This window comes from Rhodococcus sp. NPDC057014 (genome assembly GCF_042673295.1).
Lineage (GTDB): Bacteria > Actinomycetota > Actinomycetes > Mycobacteriales > Mycobacteriaceae > Rhodococcus_F.
Window position 1 is genome coordinate 1 of the sequence record NZ_JBHUSF010000117.1, and the last position, 24,470, is coordinate 24,470.

Consider the following 24,470-nt stretch of genomic DNA (forward strand, 5'->3'; position numbering starts at 1 on the left):
GGTGCCGGGGATCCGATCGGGATCCCCGGCACGGCGGTCATGCGGGTGCGGGCTGCAACAGACCGATCCGGTCGAATCGCGCCGCACGTTCGGAGAGTCGCTCGGTGGTGTCCGCCGCGTCGAGGAGCGCCAGCTCACGGTGGAGCACCGCACCGACCCGGGTGCAGAATGCCGTGGATTCCTCGGCTGCGTCGGGGAATTCCGGGATCACCTCGTCCACGATGCCGCTCAGGAGCAGATCGGACGACCGGATGCCCTGGCGGGCGGCCATGTCCGGCGCGTGCGCGATGTCGTGGTGCAGGATCGCGCTCGCACCCTCGGGCGGCAGCGGCGACAGCCAGCCGTGCTGGGCCGCGAGCACCCGATCGGCCGGAATCAACGCGAGCGCGCCGCCGCCGGTGCCCTGCCCGAGCAGCAGGGAGATCGTGGGAACGTCGAGTGAGACCATGTCGGCGATGCAGCGCGCGATCTCGCCGGCGAGCCCGCCTTCCTCGGCCTCCTTCGACAACGCGGCTCCCGCGGTGTCGATGACCGTCACCAGTGGCAGGTTCAGTTCCGCTGCCAGCCGCATTCCCCTGCGCGCTTCCCTCAGGGCGGCCGGGCCGAGCGGCGACCGCGTCGTCTGTCCGCGACGGTCCTGCCCGAGCAGGACGCAGGGCATGTCACCGAACCGGACGAGCGCCAGGATCAGGCCCGGATCGATCTCCCCCTGACCGGTTCCGTTGAGCGGGAGCACATCCGAGGCGGAATGGAACATCACGTCGCGCACGCCGGGCCGGTCTTCGCGTCGCGACGCGAGCACCGAGTCCCACGCGGGCACGTCCGGCAGCCTCTCGTGCACGGCGGGGTCGGCGGGAGCCGGCCGGCCACCACGGCTGGACGTGATGATGCGCAGCGCGCGGTCGACGATCTCGGCGAGCTGTTCCGGCGGCCGCACCGCGTCGATGAGTCCGTGCGCGTGCAGGTTCTCGGCGGTCTGGACACCGGTGGGGAACGGCGCGTCGTACAGCGCCTCGTACACGCGCGGCCCGAGGAAACCGACGAGCGCTCCCGGCTCCGCGATGGTGACGTGGCCCAGCGATCCCCAGGACGCGAACACCCCGCCGGTCGTGGGGCTCCGGAGGTAGACGAGGTACGGCAGGTGCGCCTCCTTGTGCTTGATCACCGCGGCCGTGATCTTGACCATCTGCAGGAACGCGGTCGTCCCCTCCTGCATGCGCGTCCCGCCCGAGGTGGGCAGGGCGAGCAGCGGAAGGCCTTCGCGGGTGGCACGCCGGATCCCGGCGACCAGTCGCTCCCCCGCCGCCACTCCGATGGAGCCGCCGAGAAAACCGAACTCACAGACGAGGATTGCGGTTCGGCGGCCGCGGATGGTGGCGACGCCGGTGAGCACCGCCTCGTCGAGGCCGGTCTTCTCCTGCGCGCGGAGAAGCTCGTCCGCGTACTCGGAGTCCGCCGCGACCTGGATCGGCGGGGTGTCCCACGACTCCCAGGTGCCGGCGTCGACCACCAGATCGAGCAGTTCGGGAGCGGTCAGGCGCGCCATCAGCTGCATTCCTTCAGCCACGACATCACGGTGTCGTTGTCCGCGCCGAGGACGGGCGGTGCGGTGTGCCGGGTTTCGGTGACCTCGGTGCCGTCCGGTTCGAAGAACCGCAGGGGCGGGCCGGGCAGCGTGATGTTGCCGAGGGTGCGGTGGTCGACGTCGACGAGCAGCCCCTGCGACTTGGTCTGCTCCCATTCGTAGACCTCGGAGATGGTCCGGACGCGTCCCGCAGGCACCCCGATCCGGTCGAGTTCGATCAGGAGTTCGTCGCTCGTGTACGCGCCGAACGCGTCCTCGACCAGTTCGAGGACCTGCTTGTGGTTCTCGACGCGTTCGGGATTGGTGGCCATGCCGGGGGCGTCGGGGTCGAGGTGGAAGCCCGCGCAGAACCGCTTCCACAGCCCTTCGCTGCCGACCGAGATCTGCACGGCGCCGTCGGCGGTGCGGAACAGCCCGTACGGCGAGATCGAGGGATGGTGGTTGCCCTGCGCCTCGCCGACCTCGCCGGCGACGGTCCACTTCGTCCCCTGGAAGGCGTGCACGCCGACGACGCTGGCCAGCAACGACGTTCGCACGACGCGGCCCCGTCCGGTGCGTTCGCGTTCCTGCAACGCGGCGACGACCCCGAACGCCCCGTACATGCCGGCGAGCAGATCCGCGATGGGGACGCCGACGCGCTGGACGTCGTCGGGGTTGGGGCCGGTCAGCGACATCAGCCCGGCCTCGCCCTGGGCGATCTGGTCGTAGCCCGCGCGTCCGCCTTCGGGTCCGTCGTGACCGAAACCGCTGATGGACAACACGACCAGGCGGGGGTTCAGTTCCGCGAGACGCTCGGTGGTGAACCCGAGCCGGTCGAGGACCCCGGTGCGGAAGTTCTCCATGAGGACGTCGGCCCGCCGGACGAGGGACTCGAGGGTGTCTCGTCCGTCTTCGGCCTTGAGGTCCAGGGTGATCGACTTCTTGTTCCGGTTCGTGGACAGGAAGTACGTCGATTCCCGCTCTGCGTCGGCGGGTTCGACGAACGGCGGCCCCCACCCGCGGGTGTCGTCGCCGCCGTGCGGGGTTTCGACCTTGATGACGTCCGCGCCGAGGTCGCCGAGCATCATCGCCGCGTGGGGACCCGCCAGTGCGCGCGTCAGATCGACGACGACCACTCCTTGCAGCGGACCCGTGCGCTCCATCGTTTTCGTGGACATGTGAAACCACCGTTACTTCCTGGCGAGAGCCGCGATAGCTGGACTGTTGGTGCAGTGACCTAGTGGACTAGCCAATTAAATGAAACATCTGATCCGACGGATGTCAAGAGCCGAGTTTTCGAGGTGGCGGGCCGGACGCCTACCCGTCGGCGGTCAGAGCCAGCCGGGCACCACGAGAATCGCCCAGGCCGCGAGCGGCCCGATGGCGACGACGAGCGCGCTGTACTTCAGGATCTGCTTGTAGAACCGGTCACGATCGACGTTCTGCGCGTTCGCGAGGACCAGCGCGCCGTTGGTCGAGAACGGGCTGACGTCGACGATGGTCGAGGAGATGGCGAGCGCGACGATGACACCCACCGCACCCACCTCACCGGCGAGAAGGAACGGAACCGCCAGCGGAATCGTCGCGCCCAGGATCGCCGTGGACGAGGCGAACGCCGAGACGATGGCCCCGATGTAGCAGAGGAGCAGGGCGACGAGGAGCGGCATGCCCAGGCTCGCGACCGCGTTGCCGACGTACTCGACCGTGCCCGCCTCCTGCAGGACGCCCACGAACGTGAGGACGCCGCCGATGAGCAGTACCGTCGACCAGCTGATCTGCGCGATCGCACCCTTCTGCGCCTTCGGTGAGGCGAGCGCCAGGACGACGGCCACCGTCATCGAGATGAATCCCACGTCCAGATCGAGGATCAGCGAGAACACGGCGAGCGCGGCGAGACCCACCAGAGTGAGGGCCTGATCGAACGTGACACCGGAGCGCGCGGGTGAGCCCGCGAGGGTCTGCACCGGACGCACCTTGGTGGCGGTGGCCCCGCCCGACCCCGCGTCGCCGCCGGTCGTCGACGCTCCCCCGCCCGAGCCGCCGGTGCCGGTTCCCGCCGCGTCCTCGACACCGTCGTCGTGCACGCTGCGCCCGATCAGGTCCCGCCCGCCGAGGAACACGAACAGCAGTACTCCGATCGCGGCGTTGAACAGGAGGCTTCCGAGGAAGAGGGTGAGCGGGCTGTTGGTCAGTCCCGCCTTGGACGCGATGTCGTTGACCGTGACGCCGTAGATGCTGATCGGCGAGAATCCGCCGGCCTGGGCCCCGTGCACGACCATCATGCCCATCAGGAGGGCGTTGATCTTGTACCGCGCGGCGAAGCCGAGAGCGATCGGCGCGACGATCGCCACGGCGGCGGGGCCGAGCGCACCGATCGCGGTGAGGACCGCCGTGATCCCGAACATCACCCAGGGGATCAGGGCGACACGACCGCGGACCAGTCGAACCGCCCCGCGGACCATCAGGTCGACGGTGCCGTTGTTCTGGGCGATCGCGAAGAGGTAGGTGATGCCGACCAGCGTGAGGAACAGGCTGCTGGGGAATCCGGCGATGATGTCGTCGCTGCTCATGTGCAGCGACAGGGTGCCGACGAAGAAGGCGGCAACGAAGCCGAGGGCGCCCATGTTCACGGGCAGCACGGTCGCCGCCAGGAACATGACGGCAAGCGCGAGGATGGGGATCAACTCGGTCGACATGAAAGTCTCCGGTTCTGTGGCAGTGGCAACTGGTCTCGACCGCCGCCGGCGAGCAAATTGACTCAGTGGCAGATTGGCCTAGCCACTTCATCGAAGCAGTGTCGTGGGTCACTGTCAACAGGAACTGTGGGTGCGGTTACCCGACTCGGCGAGATACCGTGGAGTAGTTTCAGTGGAATGGAGAGTGGGTGGCCCAGTGGCTGAGCAACTGCGTCCGGTAGCGCGACCGCGACTGTACGAGGTGATCGTCGAACAACTCTGCGCCCACATCGCCGAACACGAGATGACGCCGGGCGACCGCCTCCCCGCCGAGCGCGAACTCGCAGCTCAGCTGGGAGTGTCCCGCGCGTCGCTGAGCCAGGCCCTCGTCGCCCTCGAGGTGCAGGGCGTGGTGTCGGTGCGGCACGGCGACGGCGCCGTCCTCGTCCGACAACCCATCGAGGAACGCGCGGTCAAGGCCCTGCGGGAACACGCCGACCGCCTGCCCGAGGTGATCGAGGCCCGCGAGGCACTCGAGGTCAAACTTGCCGGGCTCGCCGCCGAGCGCCGGACCGACGCGGAGATGGCGGCGATCGATTCCGCCCTCGCGACGATGGAGTCGGAGATCGCCGCGGGCGATCGCGGCGTCGTCGGCGACGAGCAGTTCCACGAGGCCATCACCGTCGCGGCGCACTCGTCACTGCTGGCCAAGCTGATGCACGAGATCTCCGGGCTGATCCGGGAGACCCGGATCGAATCCCTCTCCCAGGCCGAACGACCGCGAGCCTCGCTCGAAGGGCACCGTCGCATTGCGACGGCGATCCGTGACCGGGACTCCGCGGGCGCCTCCCGTGCCATGGCCGATCACATTCGGATGGTGTCCGACGTCGCGCTGCTGCGCGAGGGCGGGTAGGGCACCACAGGACGCGGACACCGTACGCCTGACTAAAGCGGTGATCCGGGTTTGTCCAACAGTACGGTTACGCCCTGGTGAGTCGTGCCATAGCGTTCCCTCTCGTCAGCCACCGCGATCCCGTACTCCCGGGACGTCTACCGAGAGGATCACCATGACGACCACCGAGAACATCGTCGAAACCCGCCCCGCCCCCTTCACCTGGGCGCAGTCCGCGCAGTACAGCCAGGGCGCCAAGGCCGGGGACCTGGTGTTCACGTCCGGTCAGGCCGGCTACGACGACGCCGGCAACCTCGTCGACGGCGGCTTCGAGGCGCAGGCCCGCCAGGTGTTCCGCAACATCGACAAGATCCTGACCCAGCACGGCGCCTCGATGTCGTCGGTGGTCAAGCTGACCGCCTACCTGGGCGACCGCGACGACTTCGACACGTTCAAGAAGGTTCGCGCCGAGTTCTTCTCCGCCCCGTACCCGGCGGTGACCGCGGTGCAGAACTCGTTCCTCGTCGAGGGCATGCTCTTCGAAGCGGACGCCGTCGCCGTGGCCGGTGCCCAGCGCGTCCTCGCCGACACCGACGCCGGCTGACCACCCCTTCCACCACCAGTACAGAACTGGGATTTCCATGTCTGAGACCCTCTTTCCGACGCTGTTCTCCCCGCTGCAGGTCGGCGACGTCACCCTCAAGAACCGGATCTTCTCCTCCGGGCACGACACCGTGATGGTGCACGACGGCGCGGTCACCGACCAGCTCGTCGAATACCACCGCGCCCGGGCGGCCGGCGGTGCCGGACTGATCGTCATGCAGGTCGCCGGGATCCACGAGACCGCGCGGTACACCTACCACGTGCTCATGGCCACCGACGACAGCTGCATCGCCGGCTACCGGCGCGTCGCCGACGCCGTCCACGAGCACGGGTGCGCGCTGTTCGGTCAGGTGTTCCACCCGGGCCGGGAGATCATGGAATCCCAGGACGGTGCGCTTCCGGTCGCGTACGCCCCGTCGGCCGTGCCGAACGAACGATTCCGGGTCATGCCCCGGCCGATGTCCCAGGCGATGATCGCCGAGGTCGTCGCCGGATACGCGGCCGGGGCGCGCCGGCTCCAGCAGGCCGGACTCGACGGTGTCGAAGTCGTGGCCAGCCACGGCTACCTGCCCGCCCAGTTCCTCAACCCCGACCTGAATCTGCGCACCGACCGGTACGGTGGCGACCTCGACAATCGGATGCGGTTCCTGCGCGAGATCATCGCCGCCGTCCGCGAGGCCGTCGGATCGGGATTCGCCGTCGGCGTCCGCGTGTCCGGGATCGAGCACTCCTCCGTGGAGGACGAACCCACCGACATCGTCGAGGTCTGCCGCCGGCTCGACGCGGACGGGCTGCTGGACTTCCTGAACGTCACCGAGGGCACGTCCGCCAGCCGGTCCGGGTCCATGCACATCGTTCCGCCGATGAGCGAGGAGGCCGCCTACACCGCACCTGCCGCGGCGAAGATCAAGGCGGCGGTGTCGGTTCCGGTGCTCGTCGCCGGGCGGATCAACCAACCGCAGGAAGCCGAGATCGTCGTCGCCAAGGGTCAGGCCGACGCCTGCGCCATGACCCGCGCCCTGATCTGCGACCCGGACATGCCGGCCAAGGCCCTCGCCGAGCGGCCGGACGACATCCGGGCCTGCATCGGCTGCAACCAGGCGTGCATCGGCCACTTCCAATCCGGGTACCCGATCTCCTGCATCCAGCGCCCGGAGACCGGACGCGAACGCGAGTTCGGCACGCTGGTGCTCACCCCGAAACCGACGGACGTCATGGTCGTCGGCGGCGGACCCGCCGGAATGAAGGCCGCCGTGGTCGCCGCCCAGCGCGGGCACCGGGTCACCCTCTACGAGGCCAGTGGCCGAGTCGGCGGACAGGTGCTGCTCGCCGAGCGGCTGCCCGGCCGGTCCGAGTTCGGCGGCGCCGCCACCAATCTGCAGTCCGAACTCGACCGCTACGGGGTGATCGTGAAGACCCGCGTCGAGGTCGATGCGGCGATGATCACCGCGGAACGACCCGACCACGTCATCATCGCGACCGGCGCCACCCCGTACCGGCCGCACCTCGAACTGGACGGCGATATGCCGGTCCTCGAGGCGTGGGACGTGATCGGCGCGAACGGCGGCAACACCCCCAAGGGGGAGATCGTCGTGGCCGACTGGCGCGGCGACTGGACCGGGCTCGGGGTCGCGGAAATGCTTGCCCGCGACGGGCGCAAGGTGACCCTGTGCGTCAACGGCTACGCGGCCGGCGAGAACCTGCAGCAGTTCACCCGGGTGTCGATGCTGCGCGCGGCCACCGAAGCGAAGGTGCGCATCGTCCCCCACGCCCGCCTGTTCGGGGCGGACGACGACACCGTGTACCTGGTCAACACCCTGACCGGCGAACCGATCATCCTCGACGGCGTCGACGGACTCGTGCTCGCCCTCGGCCACCAGCAGAACGACGCCCTGCTCGCCGACGTCGAATCCACCGGCATCCCGTTCACCGGAGTCGGCGACTGCCTCGCCCCACGCACCGTCGAAGAGGCCGTCCTCGACGGATTACGCGCGGCCGCCGCCGTCTGACCCTGTTCAGTCGGTCAGCGCACTCGCGTGGGCGCGCGCGCGGAGCGCCAGCCACAGCATCGCGATGTCCGAGGACGCCTTGAGATTGCGTCCCGTCACGGACTCGATCTTCCCGAGACGGAAGGCAAGAGACTGCCGGTGAATCCCGAGCTGCTCGGCAGTCTCCGTCCAGCTTCGGTCGTGCGTGAGGAAGGTTTCGAGCGTCTCGACGAGGTGCGACTCGTGTCCCCGGTCGTACAGGAGGAGATCTCCGAGGATCGCGTCGGTGGCGTGCCGGGCGTCGGACAGGGTGCGCGGCACGAACAGTGGTGCGTCGGTGGAGTATCGGGCGACGGGTACGCCGGTCGATCGGGCGGTGTCCAGCGCCCACCCCGCCTGACGAGCGCTGTCGGAGATCTGCCCGATCGTGGTCGCCGAGGGTGACACCCCCATCGCCCGGGTTCTGCCGCTCAGCACGTCGATGGTCTCCGGACTCCGGCCGGTGGGAATCAGCATGTACGCGTGTTCGTCGAGTATGCCGGTCACGTTGGGAACACCCCGGTCGCCGGTTATCGTCCGCGCAGCCGGTAGGAAGTCGGTTCCGAAGCTCAGCACCGTCCACTCGGGTTCGGCGAGGTCGAACTGTTCGAGCAGCGGTGTCACCGCCTCGGCGGCGTCGGTTCCGGCGAGAATTCTCCGCAGCAGACCCTCACCGGCCTGGTCGGCGTGCTCCCGCTCCCTGGTGACCTTTTCGACTTCGACGCCGATCAGGGTTCGCACATGCAGCAGGGCGAAGGCATCGACGTCCGTGGCCGGGCTTCCCTCCATCACCAGCATGCATTTCCGGTGAGTGGGAAGGGCATGGGCGGTCATCACGTAGTCGGCACCGTCGGTCAGCGTGAGGTGGGCGGGAAGACGATCGAGGGTCCCGGAGACCCGCGCAGCCAACACACGGATGGTCTTGTCGGACAGTGCATTGCCGGTGGGGAGAACTTCGGTGCCGTACTCGACGTCGACGACGTGCAGCGTGTAGCGAAGCTCGCGGGACAGCCGGACCAGGAGACTCGTCTCCGCCAGTGAGGTCGAGCGTGCGTGTTCGTAGAGACGGCTCAGTCGTGCGACCCTGCTGACCTGAACACTCTGACTGGCCAGGGCCACCGTCCGTCCGATGGCCGCGAACGGGGTGGTGTGGCTGCACCGAAGCATGGGGAAACCCAGTCGGTCGGCAACAGCGAGCATCGCGGGCGTGAGCGGTGGCGCGGTCGCATCGTCACTGATGATGACGCCCGCCAGACCCTTGTCGTGGAGGCGCTCGACGAACGTGCACTGCGCCGGCTCGTCCGGCGGCACGCACAATCCGGCGGTCATCAGCAGTTCGTCTGCTCCCAGCCAGTCCCAGGGGTCGAGTTCCGAGGTGTGCGCCCACACGATCCGGCGATCGAGGCCCGTCACACCGGCGACGGCAGCGCACCCGAGCTGATCCATGGCGATGAGGTCGCCGACGGTGAGTCTCGACATCGTCTTCCTCTCGTCTCAGTCCCGGACGCTACTGATCCGGCGGGTGATCAGCGCCATCCAGAAGTCGGCGATGTCCGCGGAGCTCTTCATGCTTCGGCCGGTGAGGCCCTCGATCTTGCGTAGTCGGTATCCGAGCGTCTGGCGGTGAACGACAAGCTTTTCCGCGGTTGCCGACCAGTTCCGATCCATGGACAGGAATACGTCGAGTGTCTCGACGAGATCACTGTGATTGGCCGCGTCGTAGTCGATGACCTTCCCCAGCACGGCCCGCGTCGCGAAATGTGCTTCGGTCAAGGTTCGGGGAAGGAACAGGGGGGCCGCGGTCGAATACTCGGCAAGCCCGCCGCCCGCCGCCCGCGCGGCCTGGAGAGCCCACCGGGCTTGACGAACGCTGTCCGGGACCCGCAGAGTCGTCGCGTTACGGGCCGACATGCCCATCGCATCGATGTGGCGGTCGAGGAGGTCCGCCGTCAGGTCGGCGTCGGTGCTCGGAACCATCAGGTACCCCTCGTCCCCTACCGGGCACGACAGGTACGGGACTCCGCGGTCCCCGACGAGCGTGCGGGCCGTCTGGAGGTGAGATGCGTCGAATCCGATGACGCACCAGTGGGCATCGGCCAACTCCAGTTGTCCGAGGCGGGGTGTGGCAGCTTCCGCGCTGATCGATCCGGTGATCATCTGCTCGAGCAGCTCCGCCCGCACCACATCGGTGCGTTCACGTTCCCGGGTCACCCGCTCCACTTCCACGCCCACCAGGCTCTGCGCATGCAACAACACGAACGCGTCGACCTCGATGTCGGCGTGCCCGGCCGCGACGAGCATGCACCTGCGGTGGGTGGCGAGGGGGAACGCTGTCGCCGTCGTCCCGGCGCCGGCGTCGATCGACACCCTCGACGGAAGACGGTCGAGCCGGCCGCCGACGCTGCGGCGGAGTTCGTCGACGAGATCGTCGCCGAGCGGACGGGCGTCGCGCAGCACCTCGCTGCCGAGTTCGACGTCCACGACGTGGAGTCGGTGTCCGAGCTCCGCCGACACTCGATCGAGCAGCGACGTCTCGTCCTCCGGTGCCGCCTGCGTGGCGTCGTAGAGCCGGCTCAAGCGGGCGATTCGACTGACCTGGACGCTCTGGGCCGCGATGGCGACGGTCCGGCCGATCGCGACAAAAGGTGTCGCATGACCGACCGAGACGACCGGGAAGCACTGCTCCTCGGCTTCGGCCAGCATGTCCTGCGTCAGCGGGGGCGCGAGCAGGTCGTCGCCGATCGCGATGCCGGCCAGACCCGCCTCGCTGAGACGTCGCACGAACTCTCGCTGTGCGTCCGCCGCTGCCGGGAGGCTCATACCGGTGGTCATCAACAGGTCGTCCTTACCGAGCCAATTCCACGGGTCGGGCAGTTCGCACACCTGCGCCCACACCACGATCCGGCCGGTACCGGCAGCGCCGGCCACCACGCTGCACGCGAGTTGCCGCATGGCCACCAAGTCGCCGACTGTCAGGTTCGACACGAATCACTCCGTCGATTCGGGTATGAACATCGCCAGCAGAATTGTACGTCCGTATGGCTCCCGGTCAGGGGACGAGAACGACGGCACCGGTGGTCTTCCGGGCCTCGAGGTCCCGATGCGCGTCGGCGGCGTGTTCGAGCGGGTAGTGCGCGCCGACGCGAACATGCAACGAACCGTCCGCGACGGCCGCGAAAACCTCGCCTGCCCGCCAGGTGAGTTCCTCACGGGTGCGGATGTAGTGCGCGAGCGTGGGACGGGTGAGGACCAAGGACCCTGCGGGATTGAGCCGTTGCGGGTCGAACGGCGGTACCAGGCCGCTCGAGGCGCCGAAGAGGGCAAGGGTGCCACGGACCCGGACGGACGCGAGGCTCGCCTCGAACGTGGCCGCGCCGACCCCGTCGTAGGCGACGGCCACACCTTCCCCGTCGGTGAGTTCGCGGACGCGGGCGGCGATGTCGTCCTCGTACCGGAGCACCTCGGCGGCGCCGGCCTCGCGCGACAGCTTCTCCTTCACATCCGATGAGACGGTGGTGATCACCCGCGCACCCAACTTCGTGGCCATTTGGGTCAGCAGCAATCCGACGCCGCCCGCCCCGGCGTGGACGAGCACGGTGTCGCCGGACTGCACCGGATAGGTCGAGTACGCCAGGTAGTGGGCCGTCATCCCCTGCGCCAGTGCAGAAGCCGCCTGCGGGGCGGGTACGCCGTCCGGTACCGCGATCGCGACTGCGGCGGGCACCACCACGTGTTCTGCGTAGTTGCCGGTTGCCCCACACCACGCGACGCGGTCACCGGGCGCGAAGCCGCACACCCCGGCACCGACCGCCTCGACGACACCCGAGCCCTCGTCGCCGGGAACGTACGGCAGCGGATGCGGGTACACCCCGGTCCGGAAATAGGTGTCGATGAAGTTGACGCCGATCGCGTCGGTCCGCACGAGCAGATCGTCCGGACCGGGCTGAGGATCGGGGACCTCGGTGAGTTCGAGAACGTCGGGACCACCGAGACGAGAGACCTGAATGGCACGCATGTCCTATGTTCTACACGCCCATCCACTATTTGAACATGCCGACCATAAAGTGAGGCGTCGCGAAGTGACGGGGATGCGAGCATCGACAAGTTCCGGGGTAATTCTTGCGAAATGCGCTATTGACGCCCACACATTCCACCTCTTACAGTGTTGTTCAACACATGAACTACGCGTTCAAAAAGTGAACGGAGATAGACAATGGCGTCTCAGCGCATGCGGATCTTTGCCTTCGACTACCAGGGCCCGGCGCACCTGTCGGCCGGTCTGTGGCGGCACCCGAAGGATCAGGGCACGAACTACAAGAACCTCGCCTACTGGACCGAGTACGCCAAACTGCTGGAGGCGGCCCGGTTCGACGGCATCTTCTTCGCCGACAACGTCGGCTACCACGACATCTACGAGGGCAACGCCGACGCGGCCCTCGCCGACGCCGCGCAGATCCCCGCGCAGGATCCGTTCATGGCCGTCTCCGCGATGGCGGCGGTGACGAAGAACCTCGGATTCGGGCTGACGGGGTCGACCTCCTACGAGCACCCGTACGCGCTGGCCCGCAAGTTCAGCACCCTCGACCACCTCACCGACGGCCGGGTCGGCTGGAACCTGGTGACCTCCTACTCCGACAGCGCAGCCCGCAATCTCGGTACCGGACAGCAGGTTCCGCACGACGAGCGGTACGACATGGCCGCCGAGTACCTCGAGGTCTGCTACAAGCTGTGGGAGGGATCCTGGGACGACGACGCGGTAGTCCGGGACGCCGAGCGCGGCATGTACATCGATCCCAGCCGCGTGCACAACATCGAGCACAAGGGTAAGTACTTCTCCGTGCCCGGCTTCGCGCTGTGCGAGCCGTCCCCGCAGCGCACCCCGGTGATCTTCCAGGCCGGCGGCTCGTCCAAGGGCCGCGCCCTCGCCGCCGCCAGCGCCGAGGCGGTGTTCGTCAACGCCGTGTCCATCCCGGCGCTGAAGAAGCAGGTCGACAGCCTGCGCGCCCTCGCCGCCGAGGCCGGCCGCGACCCGGCCAACGTGCACGTGCTGCAGATGCTCAACGTCGTCTGCGCACCGACCGACGAAGAAGCCCACGCGAAGTACGAGAGCTACCGCAAGCTCGTGAGCTACACCGGGGCGATGGCCCGCTACAGCGGCTGGACCGGACTGGACATGTCGCAGTTCGACCCCGACGTGCCCCTCAAGCACGTCAAGACCAACGCCGGACAGACCATGGTCGACCTGTTCTCGAAGATGGACCCCGACAAGGAGTGGACCCCGCGCGACATCGCCGAATTCGTCGGCATCGGCGGCACCGGCCCCACCATCGTCGGCTCCCCCACCACCGTGGCCGACGAGCTGACCCGGTGGATGAACGAGACCGGTATCGCCGGCTACAACCTCGCCAACGCCATCAAGTACCAGGACATCGCCGACTTCATCGAACTCGTCGTCCCCGAACTGCAGCGCCGCGGCACCATGTGGAGCGACTACGAAGGCTCCACCCTGCGCGAGAAGCTCTACGGCCCCGGCGCCGTCCGGCTCCGCGACGATCACCCCGGCCTCCGCTTCGGCAACCGCACCGTCGACGCCGTCTGACCCCACCGACCCGACAAGGACACCCATGCAGACCACCGAACTCCACGACGTCGCGACCACGCTGCGGACGGCACGCGTGAACGGGGCACCGATCACCGCACCGACCAAGACCTGGCCCGCCCTCGACGCCGACTCCGCCTTCGCCGTCCAGCGCATCAACGTCGAACACGCCGTCGCAGACGGTGACCGCCTCGTCGGATACAAGCTCGGCAACATCGCGAAGGTCATGCAGGAAGCCTTCGGCCTCGGCCAGCCCGACTACGGATTCCTGCTCGCCAGCATCTTCGCCTACGAAGGCACCACCCTCGAACGGGAAAAGTACATCGAACCGTTCGTCGAACTCGAACCCGCCTTCGTGCTGAAGAGCAGTCTGCGCGGGCCCAACATCACGGTCGCCGACGTCATCAACGCCATCGACTACGCCGTGCCCGCCATCGAGATCATCGACTCCCGCGTCCAGAACTGGGCCATCGACCTCCCGGACACCCTCGCCGACAACGGATCCACCGGCGCGGTCATCCTCGGCGGCACCCCCCGCCGCATCACCGACCTCACCCTGCGCGACATGAACGGCTCCCTGCACTTCAACGGGCGCGAGGTCATCACCGGCAACACCCGCAACATCCTCGGCAACCCCCTCGCCGCGGTCGCCTGGCTGGTCAACCGCCTCGCCGCCTACGACGTCGAGTTTCAGGCCGGCCAGGTCATCCTCCCCGGCAGCTGCCTGCAGGCAGTGCCCATGAACCAGGCCGGCCGCTGGGTCGGCGAATTCGAAGGCTTCGGCACCATCGAGTTCGACGTGTCCACCGCGACCAACTGACACCACGAAAGATCTTCGCGGGGAACATATTCCCTGCGGCAATCCGTTCGTTCAGGAATCAGGAGCGCCTTCTTGACTGAACGAACTGCGCGGGTGCCTGACCTGATGTGTCGGCGTCAGGCACCCGCCCTCCACGTGCACGACGCACCGCCGTACCGGCCACGCTTTGTCCCGGTTACGGCGGTGCGTTTGTCGTAGGAGTACCGAAACGTCGACCCCGGGAAACCGAATGACCATCACCGAGCATCCATCCGACCGTCCGTCCGGCTGGGACTGGCGACATGAGGGATCGTGCCGCGGAACCGACACCGCCATGTTCTTCTCGCCCGACGATCGCGAGCAGCGAACCGTCCGCACACGGCGCGAACGCCGCGCGAAACAGATCTGCCAGGACTGCCCAGTGCTCCGCGAATGCCGAACTCACGCCCTCACCGCCGCGGAACAGGGGCGGCTCCGCCGCCCGTGCGTGGTTGACGAGTGCAGAGACTCCTTAACCACGCACGGGCGCGAAGCGCCTATCGCGCAGCGGCGGCGACTGCCTCCGCGACAGCCGGTGCGACGCGAGGATCGAGCGGGCTGGGAACGATCCTGTCCACAGCCACCTCGTCACCGACAACCGAGAGAATCGCCTCGGCGGCGGCGAGCTTCATACCCTCGGTGATCCGCCGGGCACCGGCATCGAGCGCACCCCGGAACACACCGGGAAAGGCCAGCACATTGTTGATCTGATTCGGGAAATCCGACCGCCCGGTCGCGACGATCGCCGCATGCCTGCGGGCAATGTCGGGATGGATCTCCGGGTCCGGGTTCGACAACGCGAACACGATCGAACCCTCCGCCATCGTCGCGATCAACTCCTCCGGCACGGTCCCAGCGGACACCCCGAGGAACACATCCGCCCCGTCCAGGGCCCGGGCGATACCACCGCGGCGGCCGGCCGGGTTCGTGCGCGCGGCCAGATCCGTCTTGACCTCGTTCAGGTCACCGCGGTCGGCCGAGACGATGCCCTTCGAATCCAGCACCGTCACGTCCGCGATCCCCGCGGCAAGCAGAATGTTCGCGCACGCCACACCCGCGGCGCCCGCACCGGAGATCACCACCCGCAACCCGGACAACTCCCGGCCCTGGACCTTCACCGCACCCTTCAGCGCGGCGAGGACCACGATCGCGGTGCCGTGCTGGTCGTCGTGCATCACCGGGCAGTCCAGCGCCTCGATGACGCGCCGTTCGATCTCGAAGCAGCGGGGCGCGGAGATGTCCTCCAAATTCACCGCACCGAAGCTCGGGCGCAGCCGGATCAGGGTCTCGACGATCTCGTCCGGGTCCTTCGTGTCCAGGACCAGCGGGATCGAGTTCAACCCGGCGAAATTCTTGAACAGCGCCGACTTGCCCTCCATCACCGGAAGAGAGGCACGGGGCCCGATGTCCCCGAGGCCGAGCACCGCGGAACCATCACTGACGACGACCACCAGCCGGCTGGCCCAGGTGTACCGGTCGGCGAGGGTCTCGCCGGCAGCGATGGCGCGGGAGACCTGCGCCACCCCCGGGGTGTAGGCGATCGACAGATCCCGCTGAGTGTCCAGCGAGGTCGTCAACTCCACGGACAGCTTTCCCCCGACGTGGCCGGCGAAGATCTCCTCGTCGGACAGTTCGATCTTCTGCGGTGTAGTGGATTCGGACACGACAGTCACGGCTTCAACTCCAAAGGTGTTGGACGGAAACGGGGATGGGTTGTCAGTGCACGGCAGCCGGCAGGGCCGCGTGCGCGGTGAGAACCCTGCCGGACCAGCCGCCGTGGTGGACGGGGTCGGCGAGTCGGACGAGGGCGGTGTCGAAATCCGGTGCGCGGCGCTCGTCCGGGTGTTCGGGTGTCGGAAGTTCGTCGACCAAGCGGATGCTGGTGACCTGGACGCTGCAGGCGCCGAGGTCGCGCGCCGCCGCGACGGCGAAGGCCTCGATCGCGCCGTCGATCACCTGCCGGGCCAGCGTGGAATCGCCTGTTTCAGTGGCTGATCGGCCCAGGCCGACGACGGTGACGATGGATCCCGCCCGGCCGCTTGTGTTCATCGACTGCATCGCCCGCCGCACGGTCGCGAAGACCATGCCGAGGTGAGCGTGGACGAATCGGTGCCAGTCGTGGGGATGGATCGTCTCGAGTGACGTGCCGGTGGATTCGGGTCCGGGAATCCAGGCGGCGTGTACGACCGTGTCGACGTGGCCGTGGATGTCTTCGACGGTGGTGAAGAGCCGGTCGACCTCCCGGTCGATGGTGAGATCGGCGACGACGGCGGTTGCGCGGCCACCGCCGCTCGTGATGTCCCGGGCGATCCGTTCGGCCGCCTCCGGAGTGAAACTGTGTGCGACGACATCGAATCCATGCTCGGCGAGAGTGCGGGCAGCGTGAGCACCCTCCGGGTGTTCGACACCGGTGACCAAGGCCGGCCTGCCGTGTCGCATGGGCGGGGTGACGCGGGGACTCAACCGAGCCGCTGCAGCGTGTGACCCATGCGGTCGCGTTTGGTGGTCAGATAGGACCGGTTGTAGGCGGTCGGTGAGGACTCGTGTGGGATCTGTTCGGCGACGGTGATGCCGTGGTCGATCAGGGCCCGGACCTTGTCGGGGTTGTTCGTCATCAGCCGCACTCGGCCGACTCCGAGGTCGTCGAGGATTTCGCAGGCGACGCGGTAGTCGCGGCTGTCGACGGGCAGGCCGAGGCTGACGTTGGCGTCGATGGTGTCGAGGCCCTCGTGTTGCTGGAGTTCGTAGGCGCGCAATTTGTGCCCCAGGCCGATTCCGCGGCCCTCGTGTCCGCGGAGATAGATCAGGATGCCGGCGCCGGCCTCGGCGATGGCGCTCATGGCGGATCGGAATTGGGGTCCGCAATCGCAGCGCAGGGAGCCGGCGAGGTCACCGGTGATGCACTCGCTGTGCATCCGGACCAGCGGCGCGTCGGTGGTGGCCACGTCGCCCATCACCAGGGCCAGGTGCTCGACGCCGGCGCCGGGTGCCTGATAGGCCAGCGCGTCGAACGTGCCGACGTCGGTGGGCAGGGTGCTGCGACCGGACCGGACAACGATGTTCCCGGGGCGCGCGGCCTTCTGGCGGAGCGGGGTCACCGTTCCATCCGTGCGTGAGCGCCACGCGCGCAGTTCGGCGATGGAGATCATCGGGATCGAGTGCTGTGCGGCGAGTTGTTCGAGGTCGTCGCGTCGCATCATCTCCCGCCGGTCGGGGGTGACGATCTCGCAGAGCAGGGCGGCGCCGCTGAGCCCGGCCATGCGGCACAAATCGACTCCGGCTTCGGTGTGCCCCGGGCGCTCGAGGACGCCGCCGGGCTTGGCGAGCAGCGGCATGACGTGGCCGGGCCGGGCGAGGTCGGCGGGCTGCAGGGCCGGGTCGGCCAAGGCCCGGATGGTGGCGCCACGATCGCCCGCACTGATTCCCGTGGTGGTGCCGTGCCGGTAGTCGACGCTGATCAGGAAGGCGGTGTTGTGGGCTTCGGTGTTGTCGGGGACCATCAGGTCGAGGCCGAGTGTGTCGGCGCGGGCCTCGTCGATGGCGACGCAGAGAAAGCCGGATGTGTGTTCGAGGAAGAACGCGACCGCATCGGTGCTCGCGTATTCGGCGGCCATGATCAGGTCGCCCTCGTTCTCGCGGTCTTCGTCGTCGACGACGAGGATCATTCCCTTGTTTGCCAGTGCGGTGACCGCGTCCGAGATGGTCGACATGATCGCTGGCTCCTTCCTTGGCGAACACACGGAGTGTGGTGGGACGTTCTGGGGGTCGAGGCGGAGTCGCGGGGCTGACGTCGTTGTCGGTCCGGCGACTCCGCGCTCGGGATCGGGGTGGTTACGGTTGGTGTGGGGCGGACGTTTCGCTGAGACTGCGGCCCATCGTTTCCGGGGCGAGGACCTGGGAGACCGACGCGCCGACGACGCAGATGCCGGCCGCGATGAGCATCGTGGTGCCCGCGCCGAGGTTGTGCATCGACCACGGCAGAAGGAACGTGCCCAGACCGGCTCCGACGCGGCTGAACGCGGTCGCGAAACCGGTTCCCAGGCCGCGGATCTCGGTCGGGAAGATCTCACCCGGGTAGACACCGGTCAGCGCGGTGCACATGGCGTTGGCGAACGCGAAGACCAGGAATCCGAGGAGCACCAGCACAGGCGGTGCAGAGGTCCAGAGCCCGATCGCGGCCAGGACCGCGGCGCACACCCACTGCTGTGGGATGGTCAGCTTTCGCCGGCCGATCCGTTCGATGAGGATCACCGAGATGACGACACCGGCCAGTGCGAGGCCGTTGACTCCCAGCGCGCCGACGAGTCCGTCGCCGAGACCGTAGTCGGCGAGCACGCTGGCCGCGAACGTGGCGATCGCGAAATACGGTGCCACCACACAGAACCAGAAGACGGAGATGAAGATCGTCGCCCGCCGGTAGGACGGCGAGAACAGCATCCCGAACGTGCCCTTACGGGTCGGTTCGCTGGTGGTGTCGAGGACGTCGGCGGGGTCTTCGAGATAGGTGTGGGCGATCTCGGTTGCCTCTTCGGTGCGCCCCTTGTTCATCAGCCAGCGCGGGGATTCGGGCATACCCAGCCGGGCCAGGAGCAGGATGACGGCGGGCAGGGTGCTCGAGCCGAGCACGATGCGCCAGTCCAGGGACCACACGGCGGTCATCAGGAAGCCCGCGACGAAGGCCGTCATGAATCCGAGGTACCAGGCGACCTCGGAGAAGGCCATCAGCCTGCCGCGCAACCGCCTGGGGGAGAACTCGGCGAGCAGCGGCCAGCCGACGGAGTAGTCGGCGCCGATCGCGATGCCCATCAGCAGCCGGACGAGGAAGAGGTGCCAGGCCGAGTCGACGAAGAATTGCAGGACCGAACCGACGGTGAAGATCAGCAGGTCGATCGTGAACAGCGGCTTACGGCCGAGTTTGTCGGCGAGCCAGCCGCCGAGGGGGCCGCCGATGAAGATGCCGATCAACGCGGAGGCGCCGATGAGCCCCTCCCAGAACAGCGACATGCCGAGATCGAGGGTGATGGCACCGATGACGGTGCCGATGATGCCGAGGATGTAGCCGTCGATGAACATGCCGCCGGCGATCACACCGGTCAGCTTGACCAGGAAGCGTTTCTTGTCGACCGACTGCTGGTCGATGTCCACGGGTTCGTTGTTCGTGATGGTCATCGGCCCTCCTCGCTCGTGCGTGTCGACGTGGCGATCACGCCCGACGACGGTGGGCAGTCACCGTGCGCAGGGGCGGAGAGGCGGGAAGCAGATGTTCGCACGTGATGTCACAACCTTCGTGAAGTGGTGCACGGCCGCGGAATCCGAGGGATCTCTGGCGACTGCGGGTCGTTGGGATGGGCTCGATCGCTGCAGCTCAGCGGCGCTGCGTGTTCAGAAACTGAACGATGTGGTCAAAAGTGTGACATGGGACTCACGGCACGTCAAGACCTGCTCCTGGCCCGCGCGGTCGCGGGATCGACATCCAGGCCCGTCGCTCTTGACAGATTGTGATCTACGGCTCAGGATCATGATCATTGATTTTGAACAATACGTTCAAAATATGAACAGTGCACGGCGGTGAGGAGACACCATGGCGGACAGCGCCCACCAGCATCAGGAAGCCGATGTCGTCGTTGTCGGCGGCGGCATCGCCGGGTTGATCACCGCCCGGGAGCTGTCCCGTACCGGACTGAGCGTGGTGGTGCTCGAGGCACGCGACCGGCTCGGCGGACGGGTGTGGACCGATCACCGCCTCGGCAGGGACCTCGAGATCGGCGGCACCTGGATGCATTGGGTGCAGCCGCACGTGTGGGCCGAGATCACCAGATACGGACTCTCGGTGACCCGTGGCCCGCGCGCGGAACAGGCGTACTGGCTCGCCGGCGACCGGGTCCGCACCGGCACACTCGAGCAGTTCATGGAATTGATCGATCCCGGAATGCGCCGGCTGCTCGCCGACACCATGAACATCGTCCCCCGGCCGGATCTGCCGCCCGCATCCCCCGAGCTCGCGAACGTCGACCGGTACAGCGTGCAGGACATGCTCGACCGGCTGCAGCTGAGCGAGGACGAATACCAGGCGAACGAGGCGGCCTGGGTCGGACACTTCAACGGCCCACTCACAGAGGGGGCCTTCACCACCGCGTTGCGGTGGACCGCCGCCACCGCGGGCTCGTGGCATCTGATGCACGAGGCGTCCGCGGTCTTCCGCCTCGCCGACGGCACCCAGTCCCTGGTGGCGGCGATCGCCGCCGACACCACCGCGGAGCTGCGCACGTGCGCGGAGGTTTCCCGCATCGAACACGACACCGAACGCGCTCACGTGCACCTGAGCGACGGCCAGGTGATCACGGCGCGCCGGGTGGTACTCACCGTGCCCCAGAACATTCTCGGCGACCTCCCCATCACGCCACCGCTCAACGACGGCAAGCTCGCCGCAAGCAAGGAGAAGGCCGCCTCCCAGGGCGTCAAGTGCTGGATCCGGGTGCGTGGCCCGATCGCCCCGTTCTTCGCGTACTCTTCCGCCGCCCACCCGCTGTCCGTCGTGCGCACCGAATACCTCGGCGAAGACGATGCAGTTCTGGTCGCTTTCGGGGCCGACTCGACGCGGCTCGACCCCAACGACCGCGATGCCGTTCAGCGGGCGTTGACCGTCTGGCGGGACGATCTCGATGTGCTCGAGGTGACCGGACACGACTGGATGAGCGACCAGTACTCGCAGGAGACCTGGATGATGCACCGCCCGAACCAGGTCACTCGTTACCTGGGCGCGCAGCAGGCCACCGAAGGCGTTCTGCACTTCGCGAGTGGCGACATCGCGAATCTGTGGGCCGGATTCATCGACGGCGCCATCGAGAGCGCACTGCGCGCCGCACGCGACATCGCCACCGAATTGCACCCCGACCACTCTTACACCGCTGCCGGGTCCGGCACCACGATCTGACAAGGAGCCACCATGCTTACGTCCACCATCGACCAGGCCCACTACCGCACCGTCATGGGACACCTGCCCACCGGCGTCGTCGCCCTCTCCGGCCTCACCCCCGACACCGACCACCCCTGCGGCCTCGTCGTCGGCACCTTCCAATCACTGTCCCTCGACCCACCCCTGGTCAGCTTCAGCGTCGCCCACACCTCCACCAGCTGGCCCAAGGTCCGCGCCGCCGGACAACTCTGCGCCAGCATCCTCGCCGCCGGCCAGGAACCGATCTGCCGCGCCCTCTCCAGCAAACAACCCGACAAATTCGCCGACATCGACTGGACCCCCTCCCAGACCGGATCACCCCGCATCACCGGAGCCCACGCCTACATCGACTGCCACATCACCCACGAACTCGACGGCGGCGACCACACCATCGTCATCGCCCGCGTCCTGCACATGGACACCGGACACGGCGAACCCCTCGTCTTCCACCAAGGCCGACTCGGCGGAATCCGGCAACTCACCGCCGCCTGACCCACCACTGGATACGCCTGACCGAGCCCACGAAAGAGGTAAAGCGTTGCGCATCGCCGAGATTCACGTGTATCAGATGGATCTGCCGTTCAGCGGCAAGGCCTACCGGATGTCCGAGGGCTCGTACACCGCCCTGGACTCGACGATCGTGCAGGTCGTGTCCGATGCGGGTGTCTCCGGGTGGGGTGAGACGTGCCCGGTCGGCCCGACGTATGCGCCGGAGCACGCCCTGGGCGCGCGGGCGGCACTGAATCAGATGTCGGCGGGCCTGATCGGCATGGAGGTGACAGGTCCGCTGGCCGTGCGCCGCGCACTGGACCGGCTCCTCAACGGGCACAACTACGCCAAAGCCGCAATCGACATCGCGATTCACGACCTGATCGGCAAGACCCACGGAATTCGCGTGTGCGACATGCTGGGTGGCGCGATCACCGATCGGGTGGACTCCTATTACGCACTGTCCATTGGTGATCCGGACGATGTCGCCCGGACCGCCGTGGAGAAGATCGCCGAGGGGTATCCGCGGCTGCAGATCAAGGTGGGCGGACGGCCGGTCGAGATCGACATCGAGACCGTTCGCAAGGTCTGGGAAGCAACCGGATGCACCCGCCTGTCCCTCGATGCCAACCGCGGACTGTATGCACGCGACGTCCTGCGAATCGGCCGGGAGTGCGCCGACATTCCCTTCGTCTTCGAGCAGCCCTGCAACACGATGGAGGAGATCGCCGCGATTCGCGGCCAACTGCACCACGCGGTCTACCTCGACGAGAACACCGAGGATCTCGGCGACGTGCTCCGAGCGATCTCACTCGGCGTGTGCGACGGATTCGGACTGAAGGTCACGCGACTGGGCGGTCTCGGTACCCTCGCGACGGTGAGGGATCTCTGCGAGGCGCGTTCCATGCCCCACACGTGCGACGACTCCTGGGGAGGCGACATCATCGCGGCCGCGTGCGCCCACATCGGCTCGACGGTTCAGCCGCGCCTGCTCGAGGGCGTCTGGATTGCCGAGCCCTACATGGACATTCACTACGACTCGGACAACCCGGTCCGGATCGAAGGGGGGCGTATCCGGGTACCGACCGGCCCCGGTCTCGGCGTCGTCCCCGACGAGGGCGTCTTCGGCGAGCCGGTCGCATCCTTCGAATAGACAACCGCCAGCCCTACCCACACACCCCGGCTGCGCCGCACCCGGCGCGAGCCTCTCCGAAAGGATCCCGCACTTCATGACCGACGTCACGCATTCGATCGAACCGGACACCACCGACGCCCAACTCGACCGTCTCCTCGACGCCGCGGCCGCCGCCGCACCGCTCTGGGAAGACCGCACCCCCCACGACCGCGCCGCTGTACTCGTCGCGATCGCCGAGGCCCTCGAGGCGCACGCCGACGGGCTGGTCGCCGAGGCCATCACCGAAACCGGGCTTCCCCAGCCCCGCCTGTCCGGGGAACTGAACCGGACCTGCGTGCAGTTGCGGATGTTCGCCGAGGAACTGATCGACGGCACCTTCCTCGACGTGATCATCGACCGCGCAGATCCCGACTTCGTCCTCGGCGCCCGCCCGGACCTGCGCCGGTACCAGATCCCCGTGGGCCCGGTCCTGGTCTTCGCCGCCAGCAACTTCCCCTTCGCGTTCTCCGTCGCCGGCACCGACACCGCCTCCGCGCTGGCCGCCGGCTGCCCGGTGGTGCTCAAGGCCCATCCCGGCCACCCCCGCACCTCCGCCGCCACCGCCGACGTCGTCACCGGGGCACTGTCCGCGGCCGGCGCCCCCGCCGGCACGTTCGCCCTGATCAGCGGTTTCCGGGCCGGCACCCGCGCCCTCGAGGACCCGCGGATCGCCGCAGCCGCCTTCACCGGGTCCGTCGCCGGTGGCCGCGCCCTGTTCGACATCGCCGCCGCCCGCCCCAACCCGATCCCCTTCTTCGGTGAACTCGGCAGCGTCAACCCGGCCGTCGTCACCGCCGGTGCCCTCGCCGAGCGCGCCGACGCGATCGCATCCGGATTCGTCGGCTCGTTCACCCTCGGGGCGGGACAGTTCTGCACCAAGCCCGGCATCCTGCTGGTACCCACCGGATCGCCGATCACCGAGCAGATCACCACCCTCGCCCAGCAGGTGCCCGCGGCACGGATGCTCACCGCGAAGATCGCCGAGGGCTACCACCACCGGATCGAGGAGGCCGCCGCCGCACCCGGCGTCGAGGTCCTCGTCAAGGGCACCGCATCGACCGGCGAGAGCGGAGTCCCCGAGGTCACCCCGACACTGCTGCACACCACCGCCGAACAGCTGGTCGCCCACGCCGACACCCTGCTCGAGGAGAGCTTCGGCCCCGCCGCGATCATCGCCGAATACGGCACCGACGACGAGGTGAACCGCGTCCTGAACGGCGTCGACGGCACCCTCACCGTCACCGTCCACACCCGCACAGAACCCACCGCCGACGAACGCGAGCAGCTCCGCAGCCTCACCCGGATCGCCGCCACCCGCGCCGGCCGACTGGTGTTCAACGGCTGGCCGACCGGCGTCGCCGTCACCCCCGCCCAGCACCACGGCGGCCCCTACCCCGCCACCACCGCGGTCTCGCACACCTCGGTGGGCACCACCGCGATCCGCCGATTCCTGCGCCCCGTCACCTACCAGGACGCTCCCGAGGCGCTCCTGCCCGCACCGATCCAGGAACGCAACCCCCTCGCGATTCCCCGCACGGTCAACTCCGCCGGCGAATCGTCCACCTGGGGCCGCGCCCAGTCCTGACAATCGAGGAGCGCGCGGTGTGCGCTCGACAGTTCCCGCACTCTACCGCCCCGGCGTTCACTATATGAA

General features: G+C 68.0%; 19 protein-coding genes and 1 pseudogene. 10 read left to right on the forward strand and 10 right to left on the reverse strand.

Annotated features, from left to right (window positions below):
• Nucleotides 1–37: 37 nt before the first annotated feature.
• The 3 genes from ACFTZB_RS22330 to ACFTZB_RS22340 form a co-directional block, all read right to left on the reverse strand.
• Nucleotides 38–1,546, reverse strand: coding sequence for a carboxyl transferase domain-containing protein (locus tag ACFTZB_RS22330; RefSeq protein ID WP_378434119.1), 1,509 nt, complete (start codon nucleotides 1,544–1,546; stop codon nucleotides 38–40).
• Nucleotides 1,546–2,742, reverse strand: coding sequence for a CaiB/BaiF CoA-transferase family protein (locus ACFTZB_RS22335; RefSeq protein ID WP_124394767.1), 1,197 nt, complete (start codon nucleotides 2,740–2,742; stop codon nucleotides 1,546–1,548). Before ACFTZB_RS22335 ends, ACFTZB_RS22330 begins: the two co-directional genes overlap by 1 nt.
• A 153-nt stretch (nucleotides 2,743–2,895) precedes the next feature.
• A complete protein-coding gene (locus ACFTZB_RS22340) occupies nucleotides 2,896–4,260 on the reverse strand; it encodes an SLC13 family permease (RefSeq protein ID WP_378434103.1) in 1,365 nt (454 codons plus the stop codon).
• Nucleotides 4,261–4,456: 196 nt separating this feature from the next.
• On the opposite strand from ACFTZB_RS22340, the gene ACFTZB_RS22345 reads away from it, so the two are divergent.
• From ACFTZB_RS22345 to ACFTZB_RS22355, 3 genes are all read left to right on the forward strand, one after another.
• On the forward strand, nucleotides 4,457–5,152 hold the full coding sequence (locus ACFTZB_RS22345) for a FadR/GntR family transcriptional regulator (RefSeq protein ID WP_072936901.1): 696 nt from the start codon (nucleotides 4,457–4,459) through the stop codon (nucleotides 5,150–5,152).
• 154 nt (nucleotides 5,153–5,306) lie between these two features.
• Nucleotides 5,307–5,735, forward strand: coding sequence for a RidA family protein (locus ACFTZB_RS22350; RefSeq protein ID WP_378434104.1), 429 nt, complete (start codon nucleotides 5,307–5,309; stop codon nucleotides 5,733–5,735).
• Nucleotides 5,736–5,772: 37 nt separating this feature from the next.
• The gene (locus ACFTZB_RS22355) at nucleotides 5,773–7,743 is read left to right on the forward strand and encodes an FAD-dependent oxidoreductase (RefSeq protein ID WP_378434105.1); all 1,971 of its coding nucleotides are present in this window, start codon (nucleotides 5,773–5,775) and stop codon (nucleotides 7,741–7,743) included.
• 6 nt (nucleotides 7,744–7,749) lie between these two features.
• Here ACFTZB_RS22355 and ACFTZB_RS22360 read toward each other — a convergent pair whose 3' ends face one another.
• From ACFTZB_RS22360 to ACFTZB_RS22370, 3 genes are all read right to left on the reverse strand, one after another.
• Nucleotides 7,750–9,240, reverse strand: a complete 1,491-nt coding sequence (locus ACFTZB_RS22360; protein ID WP_378434106.1) for a PucR family transcriptional regulator — start codon at nucleotides 9,238–9,240, stop codon at nucleotides 7,750–7,752.
• 15 nt (nucleotides 9,241–9,255) lie between these two features.
• Nucleotides 9,256–10,746, reverse strand: coding sequence for a PucR family transcriptional regulator (locus tag ACFTZB_RS22365; RefSeq protein ID WP_378434107.1), 1,491 nt, complete (start codon nucleotides 10,744–10,746; stop codon nucleotides 9,256–9,258).
• A gap of 64 nt (nucleotides 10,747–10,810) precedes the next feature.
• Nucleotides 10,811–11,776, reverse strand: a complete 966-nt coding sequence (locus ACFTZB_RS22370; RefSeq protein ID WP_378434108.1) for a quinone oxidoreductase family protein — start codon at nucleotides 11,774–11,776, stop codon at nucleotides 10,811–10,813.
• Nucleotides 11,777–11,974: 198 nt separating this feature from the next.
• Here ACFTZB_RS22370 and ACFTZB_RS22375 point away from each other — a divergent pair, with 198 nt between their 5' ends.
• From ACFTZB_RS22375 to ACFTZB_RS22385, 3 genes and pseudogenes are all read left to right on the forward strand, one after another.
• On the forward strand, nucleotides 11,975–13,360 hold the full coding sequence (locus ACFTZB_RS22375) for an LLM class flavin-dependent oxidoreductase (RefSeq protein ID WP_378434109.1): 1,386 nt from the start codon (nucleotides 11,975–11,977) through the stop codon (nucleotides 13,358–13,360).
• Nucleotides 13,361–13,385: 25 nt separating this feature from the next.
• Nucleotides 13,386–14,180 carry a 2-keto-4-pentenoate hydratase gene (locus ACFTZB_RS22380; protein WP_378434110.1) on the forward strand — a complete coding sequence of 265 codons (795 nt, stop codon included), beginning with the start codon at nucleotides 13,386–13,388 and terminating at the stop codon, nucleotides 14,178–14,180.
• A gap of 256 nt (nucleotides 14,181–14,436) precedes the next feature.
• Nucleotides 14,437–14,622: pseudogene (locus ACFTZB_RS22385) on the forward strand (WhiB family transcriptional regulator); the annotation flags it as partial.
• A 73-nt stretch (nucleotides 14,623–14,695) separates the two neighbouring features.
• Here the strand turns inward: ACFTZB_RS22385 and ACFTZB_RS22390 are convergent.
• From ACFTZB_RS22390 to ACFTZB_RS22405, 4 genes are all read right to left on the reverse strand, one after another.
• Nucleotides 14,696–15,871: an NADP-dependent malic enzyme gene (locus ACFTZB_RS22390; RefSeq protein ID WP_378434111.1), complete on the reverse strand. Its 1,176-nt coding sequence runs from the start codon at nucleotides 15,869–15,871 to the stop codon at nucleotides 14,696–14,698.
• 43 nt (nucleotides 15,872–15,914) lie between these two features.
• Entirely contained in the window at nucleotides 15,915–16,637 is a 723-nt protein-coding gene (locus tag ACFTZB_RS22395; RefSeq protein ID WP_378434112.1) for an SDR family NAD(P)-dependent oxidoreductase, read from the reverse strand.
• 20 nt (nucleotides 16,638–16,657) lie between these two features.
• Nucleotides 16,658–17,908 (reverse strand): GTP cyclohydrolase II, encoded by a 1,251-nt coding sequence (ribA, locus tag ACFTZB_RS22400; RefSeq protein ID WP_378434113.1) that lies wholly within the window; start codon nucleotides 17,906–17,908, stop codon nucleotides 16,658–16,660.
• A 121-nt stretch (nucleotides 17,909–18,029) separates the two neighbouring features.
• Nucleotides 18,030–19,367 carry an MFS transporter gene (locus ACFTZB_RS22405; protein ID WP_378434114.1) on the reverse strand — a complete coding sequence of 446 codons (1,338 nt, stop codon included), beginning with the start codon at nucleotides 19,365–19,367 and terminating at the stop codon, nucleotides 18,030–18,032.
• Nucleotides 19,368–19,779: 412 nt separating this feature from the next.
• On the opposite strand from ACFTZB_RS22405, the gene ACFTZB_RS22410 reads away from it, so the two are divergent.
• From ACFTZB_RS22410 to ACFTZB_RS22425, 4 genes are all read left to right on the forward strand, one after another.
• Nucleotides 19,780–21,132, forward strand: coding sequence for a flavin monoamine oxidase family protein (locus ACFTZB_RS22410; protein WP_378434115.1), 1,353 nt, complete (start codon nucleotides 19,780–19,782; stop codon nucleotides 21,130–21,132).
• A 12-nt stretch (nucleotides 21,133–21,144) separates the two neighbouring features.
• Complete coding sequence (locus tag ACFTZB_RS22415) at nucleotides 21,145–21,645, forward strand: flavin reductase family protein (RefSeq protein WP_378434116.1); 501 nt, start codon at nucleotides 21,145–21,147, stop codon at nucleotides 21,643–21,645.
• 46 nt (nucleotides 21,646–21,691) lie between these two features.
• The gene (locus tag ACFTZB_RS22420; RefSeq protein ID WP_378434117.1) at nucleotides 21,692–22,795 is read left to right on the forward strand and encodes a mandelate racemase/muconate lactonizing enzyme family protein; all 1,104 of its coding nucleotides are present in this window, start codon (nucleotides 21,692–21,694) and stop codon (nucleotides 22,793–22,795) included.
• Nucleotides 22,796–22,871: 76 nt separating this feature from the next.
• The gene (locus ACFTZB_RS22425; protein ID WP_378434118.1) at nucleotides 22,872–24,401 is read left to right on the forward strand and encodes an aldehyde dehydrogenase (NADP(+)); all 1,530 of its coding nucleotides are present in this window, start codon (nucleotides 22,872–22,874) and stop codon (nucleotides 24,399–24,401) included.
• The last annotated feature ends 69 nt before the right edge of the window (nucleotides 24,402–24,470 follow it).